4 protein-coding genes are annotated in these 4,253 nt (G+C 55.0%); 1 reads left to right on the top strand and 3 read right to left on the bottom strand.

All coding sequences use genetic code 11. The features are described 5' to 3' along the window. A partial coding sequence (locus B3Z49_RS11965; RefSeq protein ID WP_296991071.1) for a LysR substrate-binding domain-containing protein occupies positions 1-550 on the top strand: 550 nt, incomplete at its 5' end. Positions 551-641: 91 nt separating this feature from the next. On the opposite strand, the gene B3Z49_RS11960 is transcribed toward B3Z49_RS11965, so the two are convergent. The 3 genes from B3Z49_RS11960 to B3Z49_RS11950 form a co-directional block, all read right to left on the bottom strand. Further along, the gene (locus B3Z49_RS11960) at positions 642-2,003 is read right to left on the bottom strand and encodes a hypothetical protein (RefSeq protein WP_296991070.1); all 1,362 of its coding nucleotides are present in this window, start codon (positions 2,001-2,003) and stop codon (positions 642-644) included. Continuing rightward, complete coding sequence (locus B3Z49_RS11955; RefSeq protein WP_296991069.1) at positions 2,000-3,166, bottom strand: hypothetical protein; 1,167 nt, start codon at positions 3,164-3,166, stop codon at positions 2,000-2,002. The genes B3Z49_RS11960 and B3Z49_RS11955 overlap by 4 nt, the downstream gene beginning before the upstream one ends. Positions 3,167-3,410: 244 nt before the next feature. After that, positions 3,411-4,253, bottom strand: an 843-nt coding sequence (locus tag B3Z49_RS11950) for a homogentisate 1,2-dioxygenase (protein WP_296991067.1), incomplete at its 5' end; no start/stop codon positions are given.

Below are 4,253 nucleotides of genomic sequence, written 5' to 3'. Positions count from 1 at the left end.
CATTTCGCGGATCGGCATGCCCGACTTTGATCGTGAACAGATCGATATCGCAGTTCTGTTTGGCGAAGGAAACTGGTCGGAGCTTGATGCCCACATCCTGCATGGCGAGGAAATGGTCCCGATCTGCAGCCCGCAACTGGTTGCCAATCTGGGACGCGCGCCACAGCCAGAAGACTTGCGAAACTTTCCGTTGTTGCATATCGCGACCCGGCCACGCGGTTGGGCCGATTGGCTTGCGGCAAGTGGGCTTAGTGATATTGACGGTGAAAACGGACCGAAGTTTGAGCACTTCACCATGGCCATGCAGGCCGCTGTTGCAGGACTTGGTGTGGCGCTGTTGCCGACCTTTGCGATCACTGATGAGCTGGCAACCGGCCGGATCATTGCCCCGTTCGGCCAACCCAAGGCCAGTCCGTTTCATTATTACGCCTGCTGCCCGAAAAGCCGCGCGCGGCTTCCCAAAATCCGGGCCTTTATGAACTGGCTTGATCAACTTGATACGGTAAAGAACCTTGCGCGTGAAATTGCCATGCATGGCAAACTGGTCTGATCAGCTTGCCTTCTGATCGGCTGATAGCGCACGCAGTGCATTCATCCCGCGGCGGCGCAGCACATCGGCATCTTCCGGACCATCAACAATCTCAAGCAAGCGTACCGTGGCCATTAGGTTTCGCTGCGCATTCGGGACTTCTTCGGGTGTCAGTCGACGCATGCTGTCCACACCTGCGCGGCCGATCTGATTGAGCTTTTTCTTTAGCTCCACCACCGCCTTTGGCTGCCGAACTTTGGGCGGCAAGCACATCGGAAATGCGGGCGGTTTCGGCAATTGCCTCGGCCGATTTTTCAGCGGCCAGGACTTTCTCGTCATCGAATTCCTGCGAGAAAATCGGACGGGCAAGTGCGCCACGACCCGATCCCGGGCCTTGAGCCGCTTCGAGCTTTGGCAAGGCATCAATCACGCGTTCCGGCGTTGCGCCAAACATCGTATCGGCCAGCGCGCGCGATACCCGACGACGGGTTTCAAGCAGCTTTTCACCCCAACGGCCATCCTTGCGGATTTTAAATTCGCGGGTGATGCGGACAAATTCCGAAGCATACCAGCGGGCCAATGACAGGATGTGGGCTTCGTCCTTGCCGGTGCCGACACCTTGTTCAATCTCGGTTACCGTCTCGGCCAACAGGTCAATGATCAGATCACCGGTTTCAGCAAGGTTGGTTTTCTCGATCGTGCGGTCATCAGACTTGGTCGACAGCACACGGATGAGCTTGAACAACTCGCTCGGTCGCAAAAGGCGCGCCAAAACTGCGAGCAGGAACATCGGCTCAAGCCCGGGCTTATCCTTTGAGATCGACATGAACAGGTCACGCAACCATTTCACATCGCTTGCATCCAGCACCCTGATCGGTGCGGACGGGAAGCGTTCACGCAACTGCGCAATTTCGTCGCCAACCCGTAATATCTTGCCGACTTCGGCAAAGGCTGTGAGGTGAATGCGCGAGCCAAGACGGGTTGCCAATGCGCGTTCCTGCTTCACCCCGGTATGAGAATTTTCAAGTTGATCTTCAATCGTCTGCGCCCCGATTTGCCAAAGCTTGCGCTCTGCGATGGCAAGTTTTGCAGTGTCGCGGGTCGCAGCAGCCCTGTCGATGTCCTTCATCGCCTGTTGAAACTCAGGACCACCCGATTCCACCACAACATTCCAGATTGGCATCAGTGATGACCGGCTGATCCGGATGCTTTTTTCATTCGGCTCGCCAGAGGTCAGCAGATCTTCAAACGGATCGCAGAACTGACGCATCGGCGTCGGATAGCGTTCCGGTTTGAGCGATGCCAGACGCGGACGCAGGATCTGAAGAATGGCTTCATGGGGCAATGGCAATTTGGGATCGGCACGATCGCTTTCGATCGCGCGCGTGAAGCGGGCAATTTCGTTACTGCTGAGCGATTCAAACAGTTTGCCAAGTTGCGAAACGCCAAGCTTTCCGGCGTCTTCAATCTTCATGCCGACTGTCTCCTGAAGCGTTCGAGACGATCCATCATATCGGCGTCAATTTCACCACTGCCCAGCTTACGCAATTCACCAGCCCAAAGCATCTGATTAACCCGTACATCAGCCCAGAACTGCTGTTCGGACTGCTCAATCTCTGAAAGCGGCAAGACCGGTGCAAAACTTGCTACTTCCTCGACGGTTTCGCGCTGTTTTGCGCGATCCGTCAGAGACCGCCTATCCCAGACATCAATCAGTTCCTGCCAACCATCAAGCAGCCACCAGAGATACTCAATCGTTTCACCGATGGCCTTTTTGGCAGTTTCCCAATCCGTCAGAACCTTGCCAAGTTCGCTGTTCCAGCTATCAACTTCCTCGATGCGCTTCAAGGCATGATTACTTGTCGAACGGGTCGCGCTGACAATACGTCCGGCCATAAAGCGGAAGTCGGACTGTTCGGAATTTGACCATTCCTCAATATCCTGGGCGAACTTCTTGAGCCCGTCGGCCAGAACGCGAAGCTGGCCCTGACATCCCTCAAGGTCGAGACCGACCGGGGCGATCATCTTGCTCCATTCGCCAAGGCTATCAATGATGGTGTCATTGGCGACCTTGTGCTCGGATGCGAAGCGGTTCAGCGCCCGGCGAGCGCGAATCTGACCTTCGGTGGTCATCAATTCTTCGCGCTTCATGTCCTTGACAGCATCACCACCAAGTTGGCGCAGGGCCTGATGGAGAACCGCCATCTGACCGAGTTCGCGTGATGCTTTTTCCGTCCAGTTGCGCCGCGTGCAGGTGCGCGCCAGTTCCACCCCACCAACACCTGTACTGCCAACGTCGCGACTATGCTCCAGAACCGTCTGCGGACGGACATCCTCCAACTCGATAAGGCGGTCGTACAGCATGCGGTCATGAACCGAAAGATCGAACACTTCACGCAATGTATCGAGCGGCAATTCATAGGTCCCAAGCCCGCCAGACAGACCGGGCAACATGATCATTTTCCGTCCGGCCTTGCCAATGGAAACGCGCGCGTAACGCAGGGTCTTGGTCGTAAAGGGAGTCCTGACACCGCGCGAAGCAAATGTTTGCGGCAGGCACGCCAAAGGATCGTCCGGCACCTCATGCGGTTCAGGAGACTTGTGGCTGACGGAATTTACGATCTTCTGTTTATTCATTCTTGGCTTTGGCTAAGCGGTATCGGCGCTAATGTCTGATGGTCACCCTGACGCCCCTTTAAGGGCAGGATTCCCGGCGTAAGAAAGCAGTACGTAATGAACATCTTGTCATTTTGGCCAGAAATTCTCGGGACAACTCAGACTACCCCGACAAGGTGGTAATTACATTAACAACCTTCCCCGAAATTACCACCATCAACTGGCGGCGCCAAATTGCCATTTTTCACCGAATGTCAGCAAGTCCTTATAGTGTCTCTTGCGCTTTTTCCCATGTTTTCACATACGCCTTCCATTCCGCACCGTCCGGAATGGATTCATCAACCGTCAGGAATGCCCGACTGTCGATCATGATGGCCACCTCTTCGGTTTCCACCGGTGCCTTGACCATCTTTGTCTGATAGGCGCTTGGATGCGGTCCGTGCGGGAAACCACTTGGATGGAATGTTGCCATTCCGGCCTTTATTTCGCCCCGACTAAAGAACTCGCCTCGGTGATAAAAGATGAACTCATCTGCATCTTCGTTCGAATGATAGAACGGCACGCGCATGATACCGGACTCGCCCTCTCCCACCTTGGGGATGAAGGTGCTGATTGAAAATGTCTCTGTGACAAAGTTGCACGACGCTGCGGGTGGCGTTCTCTGGCCATCAGACCGATGTTTTGCAAGGTCGCGCCAATTCAGCTTCACCACACAAAGATCACCTTCCCAACCAACCGCGTCCAGCGGATTGAACGGATAGGTCAGGGTCGAAACCTGCCCACGGCGTTTGATGTGAATTTCCCAGAAGGCATCGTCTTGCTGGGCAGTGAAGGCATCATCAATTCTGGGCAAGGTAAACAGCATCGGATTAATCGCGCTTGGCCCACCCTGTGATGCATCTGGCAGCTTGAAAGCAGAAGCCGTTGCCTCGATCATCATGAATTCTGAAAGTTCAGATGGCTCAATCCGCCAGGCGGTGCCGCGCGGCAACAGGATATAGTCCCCGTCGCAATAGGGTAGATGACCGTAATCGCAAAACAGCGCCCCGGACCCATTGTGAACAAATATCAGCGTATCGCCATCCGCATTACGGGCAAGCGCATGCAT

The organism is Thalassospira sp. UBA1131, assembly GCF_002311515.1.
In the GTDB taxonomy this organism is placed as follows: domain Bacteria; phylum Pseudomonadota; class Alphaproteobacteria; order Rhodospirillales; family Thalassospiraceae; genus Thalassospira.
This window is presented reverse-complemented; position numbering and strand designations above follow the sequence as displayed.

Coding starts and splice junctions, on each gene's coding strand:
- B3Z49_RS11955 (WP_296991069.1), bottom strand. CDS start 3,166: ATGAATAAACAGAAGATCGTAAATTCCGTCAGCCACAAGTCTCCTGAA.
- B3Z49_RS11960 (WP_296991070.1), bottom strand. CDS start 2,003: ATGAAGATTGAAGACGCCGGAAAGCTTGGCGTTTCGCAACTTGGCAAA.